This is a genomic window from Streptococcus mitis (assembly GCF_026782895.1).
Classification (GTDB): Bacteria; Bacillota; Bacilli; order Lactobacillales; family Streptococcaceae; genus Streptococcus; species Streptococcus mitis_CB.
The window spans coordinates 74,679-93,861 of the sequence record NZ_JAKUXJ010000006.1 but is presented as its reverse complement, the minus strand read 5'-3'; the positions used below and the strand labels follow the sequence as shown (position 1 = coordinate 93,861).

16 protein-coding genes and 1 pseudogene are annotated in these 19,183 nt (G+C 42.5%); 12 read left to right on the top strand and 5 right to left on the bottom strand.

Translation table 11 applies throughout. From position 1 onward, the window contains the following. Nucleotides 1-240 precede the first annotated feature (240 nt). The 7 genes from pnp (at nt 241) to MK480_RS08040 (ending at nt 7,903) form a co-directional block, all read left to right on the top strand. Nucleotides 241-2,454: a polyribonucleotide nucleotidyltransferase gene (pnp, locus tag MK480_RS08070; RefSeq protein WP_261011266.1), complete on the top strand. Its 2,214-nt coding sequence runs from the start codon at nt 241-243 to the stop codon at nt 2,452-2,454. Nucleotides 2,455-2,469: 15 nt separating this feature from the next. After that, entirely contained in the window at nt 2,470-3,087 is a 618-nt protein-coding gene (gene cysE, locus MK480_RS08065) for a serine O-acetyltransferase (protein ID WP_268707500.1), read from the top strand. A gap of 11 nt (nt 3,088-3,098) precedes the next feature. Then, a complete protein-coding gene (locus MK480_RS08060; RefSeq protein WP_268707499.1) occupies nt 3,099-3,983 on the top strand; it encodes a GNAT family N-acetyltransferase in 885 nt (294 codons plus the stop codon). An 81-nt stretch (nt 3,984-4,064) separates the two neighbouring features. After that, complete coding sequence (cysS, locus tag MK480_RS08055; RefSeq protein ID WP_268707498.1) at nt 4,065-5,408, top strand: cysteine--tRNA ligase; 1,344 nt, start codon at nt 4,065-4,067, stop codon at nt 5,406-5,408. Continuing rightward, nucleotides 5,401-5,787: a Mini-ribonuclease 3 gene (locus tag MK480_RS08050; RefSeq protein WP_000567927.1), complete on the top strand. Its 387-nt coding sequence runs from the start codon at nt 5,401-5,403 to the stop codon at nt 5,785-5,787. The genes cysS and MK480_RS08050 overlap by 8 nt, the downstream gene beginning before the upstream one ends. A 3-nt stretch (nt 5,788-5,790) precedes the next feature. Further along, on the top strand, nt 5,791-6,660 hold the full coding sequence (locus MK480_RS08045; protein WP_268707497.1) for a PucR family transcriptional regulator: 870 nt from the start codon (nt 5,791-5,793) through the stop codon (nt 6,658-6,660). Between the two features lie 112 nt (nt 6,661-6,772). Beyond that, the gene (locus MK480_RS08040) at nt 6,773-7,903 is read left to right on the top strand and encodes an ABC transporter ATP-binding protein (protein ID WP_000229952.1); all 1,131 of its coding nucleotides are present in this window, start codon (nt 6,773-6,775) and stop codon (nt 7,901-7,903) included. A gap of 95 nt (nt 7,904-7,998) precedes the next feature. Here the strand turns inward: MK480_RS08040 and MK480_RS08035 are convergent. The 5 genes and pseudogenes from MK480_RS08035 to MK480_RS08015 all read right to left on the bottom strand — a co-directional run bounded on the left by MK480_RS08035 (nt 7,999) and on the right by MK480_RS08015 (nt 12,256). Next, nucleotides 7,999-9,189 (bottom strand): annotated as a pseudogene (locus tag MK480_RS08035) (ferredoxin reductase family protein). Nucleotides 9,190-9,333: 144 nt separating this feature from the next. Then, on the bottom strand, nt 9,334-9,993 hold the full coding sequence (locus MK480_RS08030) for an amino acid ABC transporter permease (RefSeq protein ID WP_268707496.1): 660 nt from the start codon (nt 9,991-9,993) through the stop codon (nt 9,334-9,336). Nucleotides 9,994-10,002: 9 nt separating this feature from the next. Further along, nucleotides 10,003-10,680, bottom strand: a complete 678-nt coding sequence (locus MK480_RS08025) for an amino acid ABC transporter permease (RefSeq protein WP_000131137.1) — start codon at nt 10,678-10,680, stop codon at nt 10,003-10,005. Nucleotides 10,681-10,692: 12 nt separating this feature from the next. Then, entirely contained in the window at nt 10,693-11,487 is a 795-nt protein-coding gene (locus MK480_RS08020; protein WP_080890747.1) for a transporter substrate-binding domain-containing protein, read from the bottom strand. A gap of 10 nt (nt 11,488-11,497) precedes the next feature. Then, the gene (locus MK480_RS08015) at nt 11,498-12,256 is read right to left on the bottom strand and encodes an amino acid ABC transporter ATP-binding protein (RefSeq protein WP_001229569.1); all 759 of its coding nucleotides are present in this window, start codon (nt 12,254-12,256) and stop codon (nt 11,498-11,500) included. 176 nt (nt 12,257-12,432) lie between these two features. Here MK480_RS08015 and recJ point away from each other — a divergent pair, with 176 nt between their 5' ends. From recJ to MK480_RS07990, 5 genes are all read left to right on the top strand, one after another. Further along, a complete protein-coding gene (gene recJ, locus MK480_RS08010) occupies nt 12,433-14,658 on the top strand; it encodes a single-stranded-DNA-specific exonuclease RecJ (RefSeq protein WP_153210553.1) in 2,226 nt (741 codons plus the stop codon). A 154-nt stretch (nt 14,659-14,812) separates the two neighbouring features. Beyond that, nucleotides 14,813-15,097, top strand: coding sequence for a DUF2695 domain-containing protein (locus tag MK480_RS08005; protein WP_084925724.1), 285 nt, complete (start codon nt 14,813-14,815; stop codon nt 15,095-15,097). 224 nt (nt 15,098-15,321) lie between these two features. Then, complete coding sequence (locus tag MK480_RS08000) at nt 15,322-16,983, top strand: ribonuclease J (protein WP_084886691.1); 1,662 nt, start codon at nt 15,322-15,324, stop codon at nt 16,981-16,983. Nucleotides 16,984-17,049: 66 nt separating this feature from the next. Then, entirely contained in the window at nt 17,050-17,829 is a 780-nt protein-coding gene (locus tag MK480_RS07995) for an alpha/beta hydrolase (protein ID WP_268707495.1), read from the top strand. A gap of 133 nt (nt 17,830-17,962) precedes the next feature. Further along, complete coding sequence (locus tag MK480_RS07990) at nt 17,963-19,183, top strand: peptidoglycan bridge formation alanyltransferase MurM (protein ID WP_261029134.1); 1,221 nt, start codon at nt 17,963-17,965, stop codon at nt 19,181-19,183.

Below are 19,183 nucleotides of genomic sequence, written 5' to 3'. Positions count from 1 at the left end.
CTAGCACTCATCGAGTGCAAAGTCACCTTCCTATTTTTCTACAGAAATGTTCGGCAAGCCGAACCGTCCAAAATATCTTGAGTAATTGAACCCGGCCGAAAAGCTGTGTAAAAAAGATAAACTGTCTTGTCTTCATCGAAGACTTCGTCAGTTTCCTATTTTTACTTTGCTTTTGACGTCCTTGGTATCTTGATCTTTGTAGGCAAGGCGTATAATTTCATCAATCCAAAGGGGATTAAAATGACAAAACAAGTGTTTCAAACGACTTTTGCGGGTCGTGAGTTAATTGTAGAGACTGGTCAGGTTGCTAAGCAAGCAAATGGCGCAGTTGTCGTACGTTACGGTGAGTCAACTGTCTTGACTGCTGCCGTTATGTCTAAGAAAATGGCAACTGGAGATTTCTTCCCTCTCCAAGTCAACTACGAAGAAAAAATGTATGCGGCTGGGAAATTTCCTGGTGGCTTTATGAAACGTGAAGGACGTCCTTCAACAGATGCGACCTTGACAGCGCGTTTGATTGACCGTCCAATCCGTCCTATGTTTGCGGAAGGTTTCCGTAATGAAGTACAAGTCATCAACACAGTTCTTTCTTATGATGAAAATGCATCTGCACCAATGGCAGCTATGTTTGGTTCATCATTAGCATTGTCTATTTCAGATATTCCATTTGACGGACCAATTGCTGGGGTGCAAGTGGGATATGTAGATGGTCAAATCATCATCAACCCTACGCAAGAACAAGCAGAGCAATCGCTCCTTGAATTGACAGTAGCTGGTACCAAACACGCCATCAACATGGTAGAGTCTGGTGCTAAAGAATTGTCAGAAGAAATCATGTTGGAAGCGCTCCTTAAAGGGCACGAAGCAGTCAAAGAATTGATTGCCTTCCAAGAAGAAATCGTTGCAGCAGTCGGTAAGGAAAAGGCTGAAGTAGAATTGCTTCATGTGGACGCTGACTTGCAAGCTGAAATCATTGCAGCCTACAACAGCGACCTCCAAAAGGCAGTTCAAGTAGAAGAAAAATTGGCTCGTGAAGCTGCAACTCAAGCAGTTAAGGACCAAGTTACTGCCGTTTACGAAGAAAAATATGCAGACCACGAAGAATTTGACCGTATCATGCGTGATGTGGCTGAAATTTTGGAACAAATGGAACACGCTGAAGTGCGCCGTTTGATTACAGAAGATAAGGTTCGTCCTGACGGTCGTAAGGTCGATGAAATCCGTCCTTTGGATGCGGTTGTTGACTTCCTTCCTCGTGTGCACGGCTCTGGTCTCTTTACTCGTGGGCAAACTCAGGCTCTTTCAGTCTTGACCTTGGCTCCGATGGGTGAAACTCAAATCATTGATGGTTTGGATCCAGAGTACAAGAAACGCTTTATGCACCACTATAACTTCCCTCAATATTCTGTAGGGGAAACAGGTCGTTACGGTGCGCCAGGTCGTCGTGAGATTGGTCATGGTGCCCTTGGTGAGCGCGCCCTTGCTCAAGTCTTGCCAAGTTTGGAAGAATTCCCATATGCTATCCGTTTGGTTGCGGAGGTCTTGGAATCAAACGGTTCTTCATCTCAGGCCTCTATCTGTGCGGGAACTCTTGCTCTTATGGCTGGTGGTGTGCCAATCAAGGCGCCAGTAGCTGGTATTGCTATGGGACTTATCTCAGATGGAAATAATTACACAGTCTTGACAGATATCCAAGGTTTGGAAGACCACTTTGGAGATATGGACTTTAAGGTTGCAGGTACTCGTGACGGGATTACAGCCCTTCAAATGGATATCAAGATTCAAGGGATTACTGCAGAAATCTTGACTGAGGCTCTTGCCCAAGCTAAGAAAGCGCGTTTTGAAATTCTTGATGTGATTGAAGCAACCATTCCAGAAGTTCGTCCAGAATTGGCTCCAACTGCTCCGAAAATTGATACCATCAAGATTGATGTGGACAAGATTAAGATTGTCATCGGTAAGGGTGGAGAAACCATCGACAAGATTATCGCTGAAACAGGCGTTAAAATTGATATCGATGAAGAAGGAAATGTGTCTATCTACTCTAGTGACCAAGATGCCATTAACCGTGCTAAAGAAATTATTGCTGGTTTGGTCCGTGAAGCCAAAGTGGATGAAGTTTACCGTGCTAAAGTCGTTCGTATCGAGAAATTTGGTGCCTTTGTTAACCTCTTTGACAAGACAGATGCCCTTGTTCATATCTCTGAGATGGCTTGGACGCGTACCAATAATGTCGAAGACTTGGTAGCAATCGGGGATGAAGTTGATGTTAAGGTTATCAAGATTGATGAAAAAGGACGTGTGGATGCTTCTATGAAAGCCCTTCTTCCTCGTCCTCCAAAACCTGAACGTGATGAAAAAGGCGAAAAGTCTGAGAGACCTCACCGCCCACGTCATCACAAGGACCACAAACCTAAGAAAGAAATTACAGAAACACCAAAAGATTCAGAATAAGAAAAGGAGAAATGTATGGGATGGTGGCGCGAAACCATTGATATCGTAAAAGAAAATGATCCAGCGGCCCGCACCACTTTGGAGGTTTTGCTGACTTATCCAGGTGTCAAGGCCTTGGCGGCCCACCGTCTTTCACATTTTCTCTGGAAGCACGGCTTCAAACTCTTTGCTCGTATGCACAGTCAGTTTTGGCGCTTTTGGACTCAGATTGAGATTCATCCAGGTGCCCAGATTGATTCAGGTGTCTTTATCGACCACGGTTCTGGCTTGGTGATTGGAGAGACGGCTATCGTTGAGACGGGAGTTCTCCTCTATCATGGGGTGACTCTTGGTGGAACTGGTAAGGATGTTGGCAAACGCCATCCGACCGTTCGTCAGGGTGCCCTTATATCAGCCCATGCCCAAGTCATTGGTCCTGTAGAAATTGGTGCAAATGCCAAGGTCGGTGCTGCAGCAGTTGTCGTAGCAGATGTACCTAGTGATGTGACGGTTGTCGGTATTCCGGCCAAGATTGTCCGAGTTCATGGACAGAAGGATGAACCGACTATCCACGAAGTTGAAGAAAAACGAGAGTACTACGTCAATAAACTCGAGCAGGCTAAAGAAGCCAGTCACAGATCGTCTGGGTTGTAGAGGATGGCTATATGATTCAAGCAAGAAACAAGTTAAGCCAAGAGGAGCTATCTGAGGCGAAAAAACTAATTAACTGTTGCCAAAACTATGACGGTACCTATCGTGATCCTTATCTATCTAACATGCTTAATTTTGACCCAAACATGCCCGCCTTTTTCCTTTATTATGAAAAAGGCGAACTTGTTGGTTTATTAACTGTCTATGCAGATGACCAAGATGTGGAAGTGACGATACTGGTTCATCCAGATCATCGCCGTCAGGGAATTGCGCGTGCATTGTTTACTTGTTTTGAGAGAGAAATAGCTTCTTTTCCGATTCATTCAGTCACTTTTCAGACAGAGCGTGTTTTTCTAGACCGCCATCCTGATTTTGTTAGCAACTGGGGATTGGTCGAGGACGAGGATACAGAAACTTGGTTAGGTAAGGATAGAAAACCTTATCCGTTAGCAAAGGTTTCTAATCTTGAAGTTTTGTTAGCAGATAGTTCGTATCAGGAGCAAATCAGTCAGTTAAAATTTCAGGCATTCTCAGAAGAGCATGAATCCAGAGAGATTGTGGATAGATATGTCGCTGAAGCTCTGAAGGATCCAGAAAGTCGCTTATATATTTTGTTAAAAGACGGTCAGGTTATTGGAACTTGTACGGTAGATTTATCGACTAATACGAATTACTTCTACGGGTTAGCAATATCTGAACCTGAACGTGGCAAAGGCTATGGAAGCTACTTAGCAAAATCCCTTGTCAACCAACTAATTGAGCAAAATGACAAGGAATTTCAGATTGCAGTAGAGGACAGCAATGTAGGTGCCAAGCGCTTGTATGAAAAAATTGGCTTTGTCAAACAGACCCAGGTGGTTTATCTGAATGAGAAAGGAGCAAGGGATTCCGAAGTGTAGAGAGATTCGGACTGAAATTCAATTGAACTCTTAGTGATGAAACTAATTGTTCTTGGATTTTAGCTTTCCTAACTATGATTTATGATTAAAATCTATGACACTATGTCTCGTGATTTGCGAGAGTTTGTCCCGATTGAGGACGGCAAAGTCAAGATGTATGTTTGTGGGCCAACCGTGTATAACTATATCCACGTGGGGAATGCCCGTTCGACGGTGGCTTTTGATACCATTCGTCGTTATTTTGAGTACCGTGGGTATGAGGTTGCCTATATTTCCAATTTTACGGATGTGGATGATAAGATTATCAACCGTGCCAAGGAAGAAGGTATTACGCCTCAGGAGGTTGCGGACAAGTACATCGCTGCCTTTCGTGAGGATGTGACGGCCTTGGGCGTCAAACCTGCGACTCGCCATCCGCGTGTAGTGGAGTTTATGGCGGATATCATCCGCTTTGTGGAAGAGTTGATTGAAAAAGGTTTTGCCTATGAGAGCCAAGGGGATGTTTACTTCCGTGTTGAAAAATCCCACAACTATGCTAAATTAGCAAATAAAACCTTGGAAGATTTGGAGCTAGGTGCTTCAGGTCGTACCGATGAAGAAACGGCTCGTAAGGAAAATCCTGTAGATTTTGCCCTCTGGAAAGCTGCCAAGCCAGGCGAGATTTCTTGGGATAGTCCTTGGGGACCTGGTCGTCCAGGCTGGCATATCGAGTGTTCAGTCATGTCGACAGAGATTTTAGGTAATACCATTGATATCCACGGTGGTGGAGCCGACCTAGAATTTCCACACCACACCAACGAGATTGCCCAGTCAGAAGCCAAAACAGGTAAGACCTTTGCCAACTACTGGATGCACAATGGCTTTGTCAATATCGATAATGTCAAGATGTCCAAGTCCTTGGGTAACTTTATCACAGTGCACGATGCCCTCAGAACGCTCGATGGGCAAGTGCTTCGTTTCTTCTTTGCGACTCAGCATTACCGCAAGCCCATCAATTTTACGGAAAAGGCAGTGCGGGATGCAGAGACAAATCTCAAGTATCTTAAAAATACTTACGAGCAACCGTTTACTGGAACTGTAGATGCTCAAGAGTTACAGGCCTTTAAAGATAAGTTTGTAGCTGCTATGGATGAGGATTTCAACTCTGCCAACGGTATTACAGTAGTCTTTGAAATGGCCAAATGGATCAACTCAGGTAACTATGATGCAGTGGTTAAGAAAGCTCTTGCGGCTATGTTAGAGGTCTTTGGAATTGTCTTTGTAGAGGAAGTTTTGGATGAAGAGATTGAAGATTTGATCCAAAAACGCCAAGAAGCGCGTGCCAACCGTGACTTTGCGACAGCGGACCAGATCCGTGACCAATTGGCTGCTCAAGGGATTAAGCTTCTTGACACCAAAGATGGAGTGAGGTGGACACGTGATTGATGTCAATCTCATTAACGGGATTGCGTTAGCTTTTGAGGGGGACGCGGTGTATTCTATGTATATTCGTCGTCACCTCATCCTCAAAGGTATGACCAAGCCCAATAAACTCCACCAAGAGGCGACCAAGTATGTTTCAGCCAAGGCTCAGGCTCGTTTGATTTCCCTCATGTTGGAGGAGCAAGTCCTGACGGAAAAAGAAGAAGAAATCTACAAACGTGGTCGCAATACCAATAGTCACACTAAGGCCAAAAATGCTGATGTGGTGACTTACCGTATGTCCACAGGTTTTGAAGCAGTCATGGGCTATCTCCATATGACTGAAAATCTGGAACGTCTTGAGAGCTTGATTTCGTGGTGCATCCAAAAAGTGGAGGGCTAGGACATGATGGCAAAAGAACTACAAGACTGGTTTCCTGAAGCTCAGATTTCAGACCAACCAGTAGAGAAAGAGGGCTATCTCACTCTCCCTTTAGCTTCTCAGCAGTGGATTTTGCTGGAGGAAGCTGGGCTCAGCGAGCGTGAAAAGCAGTTGGTTGCCCTTTTGACTCAGCAGGAGCAGGCTCGTTCGCTCAATCCTTGGTATTCTTATCTGGTTGAGGGGAAGGGGCAAGCACCGCAAACTTTTAAAAAGATTCAGCTGGTCTATTGTCATCTTTCCTATTTTCAGCAGGAAAATCTAGCTTCTTGGCTGGATATGATGAGGACCCTTTTTCCTAACTGTCAGACGGTGCTTCAGGTCGGAGCTCAGGATTATGTTTTCGTACTTCAACAAGATAAATACACCTCTGTACGAGCTATTTTAAGTGATACGATTGAAGCGGTTGAGTATGACTTTGGATTGCGTCTATCTATTATGTTAGGTCAGGTTTGGTCTCAGACAGGACATCATGCCTTATCAGACTTAATCAAAGCGGAGCGGGATTTATTTAAGACTTGGTGGCGTAAGGGTCACCAAGGTGTTCATACTTTTTCTCAGCTCTATCTTTGGAGTATGGGAGACAGACTTGTGAACCTGAGTGCAATCAAGGAATGCCTGCACCAGATGATTTTGGACCAGGATCAGATTCAGGAAATCATTCTCTCCCTTTGGGAAAATAGTGCCGTTCTCACTAAAACAGCCCAGCAGCTCTATCTGCACCGCAATTCTCTCCAATACAAGATTGATAAATGGGAAGAATTGACAGGATTTCAGTTGAAGGAATTGACTGACCTGACCTTGTGTTATCAGTTGATTTTACCAGATATTTTATAAAGTTTTGTGCAAGTTGCACAGAACTTTTTTATTTTTTTGGTCACCTTGCCATAGAAAAGTAAAGCGTTTTCATCTATAATAAAACTATCAAAAGACAAAAGGAGTTCACCTCATGGTAGAATTGAATCTTAAAAATATTTACAAAAAATATCCAAACAGCGAACACTACTCAGTTGAAGACTTCAACTTGGACATTAAAGACAAAGAGTTTATTGTTTTCGTAGGTCCTTCAGGATGTGGTAAATCAACTACTCTTCGTATGATCGCAGGTCTTGAAGATATTACAGAAGGAACTGCATCTATCGATGGCGTGGTTGTCAACGACGTAGCTCCAAAAGACCGTGACATCGCCATGGTATTCCAAAACTACGCTCTTTATCCACACATGACTGTTTATGACAACATGGCTTTCGGTTTGAAATTGCGTAAATACAGCAAAGAAGACATCGACAAACGTGTGCAAGAAGCAGCTGAAATCCTTGGATTGAAAGAATTCTTGGAACGTAAACCTGCTGACCTTTCAGGTGGTCAACGTCAACGTGTTGCCATGGGGCGTGCCATTGTCCGTGATGCAAAAGTATTCTTGATGGACGAACCTTTGTCAAACTTGGATGCAAAACTTCGTGTATCAATGCGTGCTGAAATCGCTAAAATCCACCGTCGTATCGGAGCTACAACTATCTACGTAACTCACGACCAAACAGAAGCGATGACACTTGCAGACCGTATCGTTATCATGTCAGCAACTAAGAACCCTGCTGGTACAGGTACTATCGGACGTGTTGAACAAATCGGTACACCTCAAGAAGTTTACAAAAACCCAGTTAACAAATTCGTTGCAGGATTCATTGGAAGCCCAGCTATGAACTTCATCAATGTGAAATTGGTTGGAAGCGAAATTGTTTCTGACGGTTTCCGTTTGAAAGTTCCAGAAGGTGCTTTGAAAGTTCTTCGTGAAAAAGGCTACGAAGGTAAAGAATTGATCTTCGGTATCCGTCCAGAAGACGTGAATGCAGAACCTGCTTTCCTTGAAACATTCCCAGAATCAGTTGTCAAAGCTACTATCTCAGTATCAGAATTGCTTGGTTCAGAATCTCACCTTTACTGCCAAGTTGGTAAAGATGAATTTGTTGCTAAAGTTGATGCTCGTGACTACTTGCAAACAGGTGCAACAGTTGAACTTGGATTTGACTTGAACAAAGCACACTTCTTCGATGTAGAAACTGAAAAAACAGTTTACTAAGATAAATAAAACTCAAAACACTGCTAGAAATCTGGCAGTGTTTTTTGAGATTGCGTAGAAAAAACTCCTGGGAAATTCCAGGAGAGTATGAGTGGTTATTTAAACTTGAATCCTTCGTAAATAAGCTCTGTTTTTGGATTTTGTTTCTTAATCTGTTTGGCAAGTGACTTCATCATAGAAAGAGGACCACACATATAGACGCTCGCATGTTCGGGCACTTCTTCTTGCTCAAAATTAAGATAGCCGTCTTTCCTACTGTCTACTAGATGGAGTTCAAAATTAGGATTTTTCTGAGCATAGTCACGGAGCAAATCTAGATAGACTGCATTTTCATCTTCACGGAAGCTATAGTAGAAGTGAACCTGTTTATCTAAAATAGGATGTTCACGGATGTAAGAGATGAAGGGGGTGATCCCAATACCTCCAGCAATCCAAACCTGATTTTCTCGTCCTTCTTCTATAATCATGTGTCCGTAAGCTCTGTCAACGGTTACTTTGCTACCGACTTGAAGATTGTCATAGATATTCTTGGTAGGGTCACCTGAATTTTTGACAGTAAAGTAAAGCGTTTGACCATGACCTCCTGAGATAGAAAAGGGATGCGGAGCACTTTCAAAACCTTCTTGAAAAATCTTTAGGAAGGCAAATTGTCCTGATTGATAGTTGAAAGGTCTGCTAAGATGGATTTGAATTTCTCTAGTATCGTGATTTAAGCGTTTGAGATTGGTAATTTTCCCTAGATAGGGGAAGGAAATCTTTTGATAAAGGAAGATGATGTAAAAACCAGCTAGTAAGCCTAAAAGGGCATAGCTACCAACAAGAAAACTTAGGAGGTTAAATGTGAGAAGGCGATTGCCCATCATCATGTAGACATGAAAGAGTCAGAAAATATAAGCTAGATAAACCAGACGGTGAATCCATCGCCAAGCTTCGTATTGGATGTATTTGCCTAAATAGGCGACAAGGATGATACTGACAAAATATAGATGGCAAGGTTGCCAAACTGAGCAGCTAAACGAGAGCCCCACAAACCGCCCATACTAAAGTTATGAAAGATTAGTAGGATGATGGAGAGAAAGGCTGTGAATTTGTGGACAGTGTAGACCTTCTCCAAACCGTGAAACCAGCTTTCTAGTAGGGGGGAGACGAGTGGCTAGGATAAAAGTCAGAGATAGGCTTGTTAAAGCTAGTCCTGGAATAGTGAATTGGGGAGAAGTGTTCATCCAAGCAAAAAGAGTCAAGATAAAACTAGCTATGATAAAGAGTATTCCTTTGATTGATTTCATAGAAAATTCCATTTCATTTAGATTTTGATTTGTTGTAAACAAAATTGTTACATTTTATCATAGAAAAAGTATGGTGTCAAATTGAGTTCTATAAATATCTACTCTCATCAAAAAACTCTCCAATTGAACTGGAGAGCTAATTTATTATTCTGCAGCTTGTTGCCAGCGTTTTGCTAGCATATGAGACAGGCTAGAAATGGCTAGGTTAAAGCTGAAGTAGATGAGGGCAATCAGGATGTAAAGACTGAAGACCTGCTCTGGTTCGAAATAACGGCCCATGAGAATTTGGCTTGCTCCAAAGAGTTCTTGTAGGGCGATAACAGAGTAGAGAAGACTGGTATCCTTAATTACGGTTACAAACTGAGAAATGATGGCTGGCAACATTTTGCGAATGGCTTGCGGGAGAATGATGTGGTAGAGGATTTGGGCTGAGGTAAATCCTTGCGACATTCCTGCTTCGTACTGTCCCTTGTCCACGGCATTGAGACCGCCTCGGATAATCTCAGCCAAGGCTGCTGAGGTAAAGAGGGTAAATGCAGTGATTCCTGCTGGTGTGGATTTCATCTTGAAAACCAAAAAGATGGTGAAAATCCAGAGGAGGTTGGGAACGTTACGCACAAACTCGATGTAAATGCTGGAAATGATGCGCAAGATAGGATTTTCCCCATTTCTCATGACTGCTAGAACTGTACCGATAAGTGTAGCGAGGACGATGGCAATCAGAGAAATGTAGAGGGTCAAGCCAAATCCTTTAAAGATAAATACTAGGTTATCTGGGGTCAAAACTTCTAAAATGGATTCCATAGTAACCTCCTAAAGTGAATAGGCTTTTTTGTTGGCTTGCTCCATCTTGCGACCAAACTGGGCAACAGGAAAGCAAAGAGAAAAGTAGAGAAGGGCAGCACCTAAAAATGCTGGAATGTAGTTTCCGTTAAGTGCCGACCAAGACTTGGTCACAAACATCAAGTCCACTCCAGAGATAATAGCGACTGTAGAAGTGTTTTTGATGAGGTTAACAATTTGGTTGGTCAAAGGAGGGAGAATGATACGAAAGGCCTGAGGCAAGATAATCAAACGCATAGCACTGATATAGGTAAAACCTTGCGACAAGGCAGCCTCCATCTGACCGCTAGGAATAGACTGAATTCCTGAACGAATTACCTCAGCGATATAGGCACCGTGATAGAGTCCCACGCAGAGTACAGCCGTCCAATAAATCGGAATCATGATGATATGGTCACTAATAAGAGGCAAACCATAAAAAACGATAACAAACTGTACCAAGAGGGGAGTGTTTTGGTAAAACTCGACAAAGATACGAGCTAAAATGCGCAAAATTGGACGTTTACTGGTTGACATAGCTCCGAAGAAGATGCCCAAAACCATGGCGAGGATAAAGGATCCAATTGCTAGGGCAAGGGTGAAGAGGAAACCATTGAAAAATTGTCCAAAATCCTGAAAATAGGCTGTCCAAGATGATAAATCTGTCATGGGGTGTCCTCCTTATTCTGCGGAATGGCTAGATGGTTTGAGCTTGTAACGGTCATAAAGTTTTTGTAAACTGCCGTCCTTGCTCCATTTGGTGACCAAGTTATCGAGATAGTCGTTGAGCTCTTTATTTGATTTCTTGGTAACGATACCGTAGTCAGATGGCTTGAAACTATCATCAAGCAATTCTGTCCGTTTACTGATGTAACCAGATAGGATAGAACGGTCAACGGAAAAGGCATCAATACGGTGAGCATGTAGGGAAGTAATCAATTCTGGGTAGGAACCAAGTTCGACGAATTTAAAGGTCAAGCCTTTCTTTTTACCCAGTTCGGTAATCAGACGTTGAGTAATGGAACCTTGGGCAACTCCGATGGTTTTGCCGTTTAGGTCCTCGATGCTTTTGATTTTGGCAGATTTATTGACCAAAAAGCCAGAGGCATCTGTGTAGTAAGGGCTGGTGAAGTTGTAGAGTTTTTTGCGTTCATCTGTGATGGTAAAGGTCGCGATATCCATATCGACCTGTTCGTTATCTAGAAGGGGGCCACGGGTTTGTGCTGTAACCGGCACATAGCGAATCTTGACCTTGAGTTCATCAGCTACCATCTTGGCCAAGTCCGTTTCGATACCAGAATAGGTCCCTGTCTTGGGATCCTTGTAACCGAAATTGGGAACGTCTTGTTTCACACCAACAACCAGCTCGCCTCTCTTTTGAATGTCTGCGACACTGGTATCAGCCTGAACTGGTTTTGCAGCAGCAAGGCCGAAAAGGCTAATCACTAATGCGGATAAAAAGAATTTCTTTTTCATAGGCGCCTCCTTATTTGACTTTGTCACTTTCGTGGTTGATGATTTTGCTGAGGAATTGTTGAGCACGAGGTTCGCTTGGATTGTCGAAAAAGTCATCAACATCTGTCGTATCCACTAAAACTTCTCCGTCAGCCATAAAGATGATGCGGTCGGCAACTTCACGGGCGAAGCCCATTTCATGGGTAACGACAATCATATTCATACCATCGTGGGCCAATTTTTGCATAACTGCCAGAACATCGCCGATGGTTTCAGGGTCTAGGGCAGATGTTGGTTCATCAAATAGGAGGAGTTCAGGATGCATGGCAAGACCACGAGCGATGGCAATCCGTTGTTTTTGTCCACCAGAAAGCATGGCTGGATAAGAATCTTTCTTGTCCCACATATTTACAAATTCCAGATATTTTTGAGCTGTTTTTTCAGCTTCTTTTTTATCAATTCCTAGAACTTTTATGGGTGCTAGTGTTACGTTTTCTAACACTGTTTTATGCGGATAGAGGTTAAAATGTTGGAAAACCATGCCTACTTCCTTGCGAAGAGGCACCAAATCTTTCTGGCTGGCACCAGCAACTTGGTGACCATTTACTAGAAGGCTTCCCTTATCAACAGCCTCCAAACCATTGATAGTGCGGATAAGAGTTGATTTTCCAGAACCAGAAGGGCCTAGGAGGACAACGACTTGCCCTTTTTCAAAACGGAGATTGATGTCGCGGAGTGCGTGGTAGTCTCCGTAATATTTTTCGACGTGTTCAAATTCTACTAAAGCCATAAGGAATCTCCTTTGTGTTAGATTTTATAACATGATTCTACACCAAAAAATTTGTCTTGTCAAATCATATCTGAAAAAATTCACTAAAATTTTATAAAAAAGCAATCTGGATAGAGAAAAAGCCTAAATCATGTTATAATGAAGCGATAGAATTCTTAGAAAGAGTGGATGTCTTTTTGATAACACCTACTTATGAATGGCAGTTTGCCCCGCAGGTTGAAGATGCGGATTTTACAAAGATAGCCAAGAAGGCTGGACTGGGTCCTGAGGTGGCTCGGTTATTATTTGAAAGAGGGATTCAGGACGAAGAGAGTCTGAAGAAGTTTTTGGAACCTTCCTTGGAGGACTTGCACGACCCTTATTTACTCCATGATATGGACAAGGCAGTAGAACGGATTCGTCAGGCCATTGAAGAAGGGGAAAATATCCTCGTTTACGGTGATTATGATGCGGATGGTATGACTTCGGCTTCTATTGTTAAGGAAAGTTTGGAACAGCTTGGCGCCGAATGCCGTGTTTACTTACCTAATCGTTTTACTGATGGCTATGGACCTAATGCCAGTGTTTATAAATACTTTATCGAGCAAGAAGGAATTTCCTTGATTGTGACGGTGGATAATGGGGTTGCTGGTCACGAAGCCATTGAATTGGCCCAGTCTATGGGAGTGGATGTCATTGTGACTGACCACCATTCCATGCCTGAAACCCTGCCTGATGCCTATGCCATCGTTCACCCTGAACATCCAGATGCGGACTATCCTTTTAAATATTTGGCTGGTTGTGGAGTGGCCTTCAAGCTGGCTTGTGCCCTTTTAGAAGAAGTGCAAGTGGAACTACTGGATTTGGTTGCTATTGGTACCATTGCGGATATGGTGAGTTTGACAGATGAGAATCGTATCTTGGTTCAGTATGGTCTGGAAATGTTGGGACATACTCAGCGCATTGGTTTACAAGAAATGCTGGATATGGCTGGGATTGCCGCCAACGAAGTAACAGAAGAAACGGTTGGTTTCCAGATTGCCCCTCGTTTGAATGCCTTGGGCCGCTTGGATGATCCCAATCCTGCCATTGATTTGCTGACTGGATTTGACGACGAGGAAGCTCACGAGATTGCCCTTATGATTCATCAGAAAAACGAAGAGCGCAAGGAAATCGTCCAGTCTATCTATGAAGAAGCTAAGACCATGGTGGACCCTGAGAAGAAGGTCCAAGTCTTGGCCAAGGAAGGCTGGAATCCTGGGGTTCTAGGAATCGTCGCTGGTCGTTTGTTGGAAGAATTAGGGCAGACAGTCATCGTTCTCAATATAGAGAACGGTCGTGCCAAGGGCAGTGCTCGTAGTGTGGAAGCGGTCGATATTTTTGAGGCTCTGGATCCTCATCGAGACCTCTTCATCGCCTTTGGCGGTCATGCTGGCGCAGCTGGGATGACGCTGGAAGTGGAGAAACTTTCAGATTTATCTCAAGTCTTGGAAGATTATGTTCGTGAAAAAGGGGCAGATGCTGCTGGCAAGAACAAGTTAAATCTAGATGAAGAGCTGGATTTGGAGACACTTAGCTTGGAAACGGTCAAAAGTTTTGAACGTTTGGCACCTTTTGGCATGGACAATCAGAAACCTGTCTTTTATATAAAGGATTTTCAGGTCGAAAGTGCCCGTACTATGGGGGCAGGCAATGCTCATCTCAAGTTAAAAATTACCAAGGGTGAGGCTAGTTTTGAAGTGGTGGCCTTTGGACAAGGTAGATGGGCAACAGAATTTGCTCAAACCAAGAATCTAGAGCTGGCAGTCAAATTGTCTGTCAACCAATGGAATGGTCAAACTGCCTTGCAGTTGATGATGGTGGATGCGCGTGTCGAGGGTGTTCAACTTTTTAACATCCGTGGGAAGAATGCAGTCTTGCCAGAAGGAGTTCCAGTCTTGGATTTTGCTGGAGAACTGCCAAATCTGGCGGATAGTGAAGCTGTTATCTTAAAAACCGTTCCTGAGGATATTACTCTGTTGAAGACCATTTTTCAGGAACAGAATTTCTCTGCTGTCTATTTCAAAAATGATATTGACAAGGCCTACTATCTGACAGGGTATGGGACTAGAGAGCAGTTTGCCAAATTGTACAAGACAATCTATCAGTTTCCAGAGTTTGATATTCGCTACAAACTGAAAGATTTGGCTACTTATCTTAATATTCAACAAATCTTGCTAGTCAAGATGATTCAAGTATTTGAAGAGCTAGGCTTTGTGACGATCAAAGATGGGGTCATGACAGTGAATAAAGAGGCGCCAAAGCGGGAAATCGGAGAAAGTCAGATTTACCAAAATCTCAAACAAACTGTTAAAGATCAAGAAATGATGGCTCTTGGAACAGTTCAGGAAATCTATGATTTCTTAATGGAAAAAAGTGAATAGAGATAGAAAGAGTTGGTTTGCTGACTCTTTTTATATTCATGAATAAGCTCCAATTGGAGTCGGTTTTGTGTTATAATGAGGAAAGAGGACTAGTTGGCAGATAAACTGGTCAGTTGGCAGATAAACTGGTCAAAGGAAATCCTAGAGGTGTCAAATGGATAAGCTGAAGAAAAAGAGATTACGAGCGGACTATAAAAAGCAAGAAAGACAAAAATTCGAAGAAAGTTTGCCCCTGTCAAGGGAGCTCTTTTTTGACTTGTTTGACTTTTTGGATGTAGAGCTTGAATATCAAGCTTGTCAAGACGATTTTTTATTAACACAAACATTTCTAGAAGAGCACAATGTGGATGTCGAAACAGTTAGAGACTTTTTAGAAACAAATGGAGCCTACTGTGACTGCGAAGTGCTATTCAATGTCGCGGAAAGATTTGAAGAGTGACAGGAAGCTAGTCAGAAAACATTCTTTTGAGGAGCTTGTAGTTCTCACTTGTTTGTGCATTTGAGAAGAGTTATTTATAGTTCTTTAACTGGAAACCTTCATTTTGAAAATCATCAAAAAAATGGTATAATAGTAGGAAAAGATTCGGCTAAAAGTAATAGTGCTTTTAGAATAAAAGGGTAAGTAACCCTATAATCAAGATAAACTAAGATTTTGGAGGAAAAATGAGTAATATTAGTTTAACAACACTTGGTGGTGTACGTGAAAATGGGAAAAATATGTACATTGCTGAAATTGGAGAGTCCATTTTTGTTTTGAATGTAGGGTTAAAATATCCCGAAAATGAACAATTAGGGGTTGATGTGGTGATTCCAAAGATGGATTACCTTTTTGAAAATAGCGACCGTATTGCTGGGGTTTTCTTGACCCACGGGCATGCGGATGCCATTGGTGCTCTGCCTTATCTCTTGACAGAGGCTAAAGTTCCTGTATTTGGGTCTGAGTTGACCATTGAGTTGGCCAAACTCTTTGTCAAAGGAAATGATGCCGTTAAGGAATTTAATGATTTCCATGTCATTGATGAGAATACGGAGATTGATTTTGGTGGGACAGTGGTTTCCTTCTTCCCTACGACTTACTCCGTTCCAGAGAGCCTGGGAATTGTCTTGAAGACAGCTGAAGGTAGCATCGTTTATACAGGTGACTTCAAATTTGACCAGACAGCTAGTGAATCCTATGCGACAGACTTCGCTCGTTTGGCAGAAATCGGTCGTGACGGCGTCCTGGCTCTCCTCAGTGATTCGGCCAATGCGGACAGCAATATTCAGGTGGCTAGTGAAAGTGAAGTTAGGGATGAAATTACCCAAACCATTGCTGACTGGGAAGGTCGTATCATCGTTGCAGCTGTTTCCAGTAACCTTTCTCGTATCCAGCAGATTTTTGATGCTGCGGATAAAACAGGTCGACGTATTGTCTTGACAGGATTTGATATTGAAAATATCGTCCGCACAGCGATTCGTCTCAAGAAGTTGTCTTTAGCCAACGAAATTCTCTTGATTAAGCCGAAAGATATGTCTCGCTTTGAAGACCATGAGTTGATTATTCTTGAGACAGGTCGTATGGGTGAACCTATCAATGGACTTCGTAAGATGTCGATTGGTCGCCATCGTTATGTAGAAATCAAGGATGGGGACCTGGTCTATATTGCTACGGCTCCGTCTATTGCTAAAGAAGCCTTCGTTGCGCGTGTGGAAAACATGATTTACCAAGCTGGAGGGGTTGTCAAACTGATCACTCAAAGCTTGCGTGTGTCAGGGCATGGAAATGCGCGTGATTTGCAGCTGATGATCAATCTCTTGCAACCCAAGTATCTCTTCCCGATTCAAGGAGAATACCGTGAGTTGGATGCCCATGCTAAGGCTGCTATGGCCGTCGGGATGCTGCCAGAACGCATTTTCATTCCTAAAAAGGGAACCAGCATGGCTTATGAGAATGGAGACTTTGTCCCAGCTGGAGCGGTTTCAGCAGGGGATGTCTTGATTGATGGAAATGCCATTGGGGATGTTGGAAATGTGGTTCTTCGTGACCGTAAGGTCTTGTCAGAGGACGGTATTTTCATCGTAGCAATTACCGTTAATCGTCGTGAGAAGAAAATTGTGGCCAAGGCTCGTGTTCACACGCGTGGATTTGTTTATCTCAAGAAGAGTCGCGATATTCTCCGTGAAAGTTCAGAATTGATTAACCAAACGGTAGAAGACTATCTGCAAGGAGATGACTTTGACTGGGCAGATCTCAAAGGGAAGGTTCGTGATAATCTGACCAAGTATCTCTTTGACCAAACCAAACGTCGTCCAGCCATTCTACCAGTAGTCATGGAAGCAAAATAATCGTTGAAATAAACAGAGAGAAAGTCGAGTTTCGGCTTTTTCTTATAGAAAAATAGAGGAAAAATTATGGCAGTAATGAAAATTGAGTATTACTCAGAAGTTTTGGATATGGAGTGGGGAGTGAATGTCCTCTATCCTGATGCCAATCGAGTTGAAGAACCAGAGTGTCAAGATATTCCCGTCTTGTACCTCTTGCACGGGATGTCTGGCAATCAAAATAGTTGGCTCAAGCGGACCAATGTAGAACGCTTGCTTCGAGGAAGCAATCTCATCGTTGTCATGCCCAATACCAGCAACGGTTGGTACACCGATACCCAGTATGGTTTTGACTATTACACAGCTCTAGCAGAGGAATTGCCACAGGTTTTGAAACGCTTCTTCCCTAACATGACCAGCAAGCGTGAAAAGGCCTTTATCGCTGGTCTCTCTATGGGAGGCTACGGCTGTTTCAAATTGGCTCTTGCTACAAATCGTTTTTCTCATGCAGCTAGTTTTTCAGGTGCTCTTAGCTTTCAAGATTTTTCTCCTGAGAGCCAAGATTTGGGAACACCAGCTTATTGGAGAGGTGTTTTTGGAGAGATTAAAGACTGGACAGCTAGTCCTTATTCTCTTGAAAGTCTGGCTAAAAAATCGGATAAAAAGACCAAACTTTGGGCTTGGTGTGGCGAGCAGGATTTCTTGTACGAAGCCAATAATCTCGCAGTGAAAAATCTCAAAAAACTGGGATTTGATGTGACCTATAGCCATAGTGCTGGAACTCACGAATGGTACTACTGGGAAAAACAATTGGAACGGTTCTTAGCAACCCTACCAATCGATTTCAAATTAGAAGAGAGATTAAGCTAGCTTAGTTTGTGTTACTCTTTCAATAACCATGTCTTCTATGGAATAGAAACTAAAATATGTTTTTACTAGACTTTCTAAACAAAAATAGTAGAATAGTAGTTAAATTCTATTATTGTTGGAAAGAGAGTAAGAGATGTATCGTTATCAAATTGGCATTCCCGCATTAGAATATGATCAGTTTGTCAAAGACCATGAATTAGGCAATGTATTACAAAGTAGTGCTTGGGAAGAAGTTAAGTCTGATTGGCAACATGAGAAGTTTGGTGTTTACAGGGAAGAAAAATTACTGGCGACAGCTAGTATTTTGATTAGAACTCTTCCGCTAGGCTATAAAATGTTTTACGTCCCAAGAGGACCCATATTGGATTATGGAGATACAGAACTCTTGAGTTTTGTCATTCAGTCCATTAAGTCTTATGCTCGCAGTAAGAGAGCTATTTTTGTGACTTTTGACCCAAGTATTTGCCTGTCTCAAAGTTTAATTAATCAGGAAAAAACAGAATTTCCTGAAAATCTGGCTATTATTGATAGTTTGCAACAAATGGGAGTAAGGTGGTCAGGAAAAACAGAGGAAATGGGAGACACCATTCAACCTCGTATTCAGGCGAAAATATACAAGGAAAATTTTGAAGAAGATAAACTTTCCAAGTCAACAAAACAGGCTATTCGAACAGCACGGAATAAGGGGGTAGAGATTCAATTTGGTGGAACTGAATTATTGGAGTCTTTTTCCTTTTTGATGAAAAAAACCGAGAAGCGGAAAGAGATTCATTTGAGGAATGAAGCCTATTATAAAAAGTTGTTAGATAATTTTAAGGACAAGGCCTATATCACCTTGGCAACCTTGGATGTTTCTAAACGTTCGCAAGAATTAGAAGAACAGTTAGCGAAAAACAGAGCCTTGGAAGAGACCTTTACTGAGTCGACTCGAACTTCAAAAGTAGAAGCGCAGAAGAAGGAAAAAGAACGTTTGTTAGAGGAATTGACCTTCTTGCAGGAATATATAGATGCAGGTCAAGCAAGAGTTCCTTTAGCGGCTACCTTGACTTTAGAATTCGGACAAACTTCTGTCAATCTATACGCAGGAATGGATGAAGATTTTAGACGATATAAAGCCCCTATTTTGACTTGGTATGAGACAGCTCAATATTCCTTTGAACGTGGCATTTTATGGCAAAATTTAGGAGGCGTCGAGAATGCTTTAGATGGTGGACTCTATCGTTTTAAAGCTAATTTTAATCCAACGATTGAAGAATACTTGGGTGAATTTACAATGCCTACCCATCCTCTCTATCCTCTGTTAAGACTTGCTCTTGATTTCCGTAAAACATTAAGAAAAAAACATAGAAAGTAA